The sequence below is a fragment of the Verrucosispora sp. SN26_14.1 genome, assembly GCF_004307965.1.
Taxonomy (GTDB): domain Bacteria; phylum Actinomycetota; class Actinomycetes; order Mycobacteriales; family Micromonosporaceae; genus Micromonospora.
In genome coordinates this window covers 1-1,746 of the sequence record NZ_SISL01000737.1, presented here as the reverse complement: position 1 = coordinate 1,746, position 1,746 = coordinate 1, and the positions used below count along the sequence as shown (strand labels likewise).

The window sequence follows — 1,746 nt, the reverse complement described above, 5'->3', positions numbered from 1 at the left end:
AGATGTGTATAAGAGTCTGCGACCCGCTCGTCGGACTCGGTCAGCGCCACCCGGACGTACTGCCCGGCGGTGGGCCCGTAGAAGACACCGGCGGCGACCAGGATGCCGCGCCGGGCCAGCCAGTCGACCGTGTCCCAGCAGTCCTCGCCCCGGGTCAGCCAGAGGTAGAGCCCCGCCTCGGAGTGCGTGACGGTGAACCCGGCCCCGGTGAACGCGGCCCGCAGGACCTCCCGGCGTGCCCGGTAACGCTCCCGCTGCGCGGTGGCGTGCTCCTCGTCGTGCAGCGCGGCCACCATCGCCGCCTGCACCGGCTTGGGCACGATCATCCCCGCGTGCTTGCGGATCTTGAGTAGCTCGGCCACCAGAGCGGGGTCACCGGCCACGAACCCCGCCCGGTACCCGGCGAGGTTGGACCGCTTGGAGAGCGAGTGCACGGCCAGCACCGAGTCGTACGAGCCGCCGCAGACCTCCGGCGAGAGCACCGAGACCGGCTCGGCGTCCCAGCCCAGCGGCAGGTAACACTCGTCGCTGGCGACCACGGCGCCACGCTCCCGGGCCCAGTCCACCACCTTGCGCAGGTGGGCGGCGGGCAGCACCCGGCCGGTCGGGTTGCCCGGCGAGTTGACCCAGACCAGGCGTACCCGGGAGGTCGGACCGACCGCGGTCAGCGAGTCGGCGCGGACCGTGGTGGCCCCGGCCAGCCGGGCCCCGTCCTCGTAGGTGGGGTAGGCCACCGACGGCACCACCACGACGTCACCCGGCCCGAGCCCCAGCAGGGTCGGCAACCAGGCGACCAGCTCCTTCGACCCGATCGTCGGCAGCACCCCGAGCCCGTCGACGCCCGCCCCGCAGGACCGGGCCACCCAGGCCGTGATCGCCGCACGCAGGTCCGGGGTACCGGCGGTGAGCGGGTACCCCGGTGCGTCCGACGCCTCGGCCAGCGCACGCCGGATCACCTCGGGCACCGGATCGACCGGCGTGCCCATGGAGAGGTTGATCAGGCCGTCCGGATGCGCCGCGGCCAGGGTCGCCGCGGCGTCCAGCGTGTCCCAGGTGAACTCGGGCAGCCGCGACGAGACCGGCGCGGGGGCGTTCAGTGCCCCTCGCCGCGCGGCGGCTGCGCGGCGACGAAGGTGGCGTCCTTCTCCACCTTGCCGACCTTTGAGGCACCCCCGGGCGAGCCCAGGTCCTCGAAGAACTCGTAGTTTGCGCCGGTGTAGTCCTTCCACTGCTCGGGGACGTCGTCCTCGTAGAAGATCGCCTCGACCGGGCACACAGGCTCACAGGCACCACAGTCGACGCACTCGTCGGGGTGGATGTAGAGCATCCGGTTGCCCTCGTAAATGCAGTCGACCGGGCATTCCTCGATGCATGCCTTGTCGAGCACATCCACGCACGGCTCGGCGATGATGTAGGTCACCGGTCTTCTCCTCCGCAAGACTCGTCGCGATCACACGCGACGGTAAGAGCCTAGTATCTCGCCGGGGAGGAGGTCGATCGTGCTCCGAGAGCAGGATGTGGGACACCGGATCGTGGTCCGGCGGATCGTGGGCTCACGCGCCGGTCGGCCGGTGTTCACCGACGCCCTCGGCGAGCTGGTCGAGCTGACCGAGACCCACCTCACGATGACCACCCGGCAGGGTCGGCTGCGCGTACCGATCGCCGAGGTGCACCGCGCCAAACGGGTCCCGCCGACCCGCCGGCCCACCGCCGACGCCGTGGTCGCGCTGGAACTCGCCGCCGACG

Annotated in this window: 2 protein-coding genes and 1 pseudogene; 1 reads left to right on the top strand and 2 read right to left on the bottom strand. The window is 71.7% G+C overall.

Going from position 1 to position 1,746, the window contains the following annotated elements:
* Together dapC and fdxA are read right to left on the bottom strand one after the other, a co-directional pair.
* Positions 1–1,097 (bottom strand): succinyldiaminopimelate transaminase (dapC, locus tag EYA84_RS31465; RefSeq protein WP_131057808.1); only part of this gene is annotated, 1,097 nt, incomplete at its 3' end.
* Positions 1,094–1,420 carry a ferredoxin gene (gene fdxA, locus EYA84_RS31460; RefSeq protein WP_030490464.1) on the bottom strand — a complete coding sequence of 109 codons (327 nt, stop codon included), beginning with the start codon at positions 1,418–1,420 and terminating at the stop codon, positions 1,094–1,096. The genes fdxA and dapC, both read right to left, overlap by 4 nt.
* A gap of 79 nt (positions 1,421–1,499) precedes the next feature.
* Between fdxA and EYA84_RS31455 the strand changes: the two are divergent.
* Positions 1,500–1,746 (top strand): annotated as a pseudogene (locus EYA84_RS31455) (GNAT family N-acetyltransferase); the annotation flags it as partial.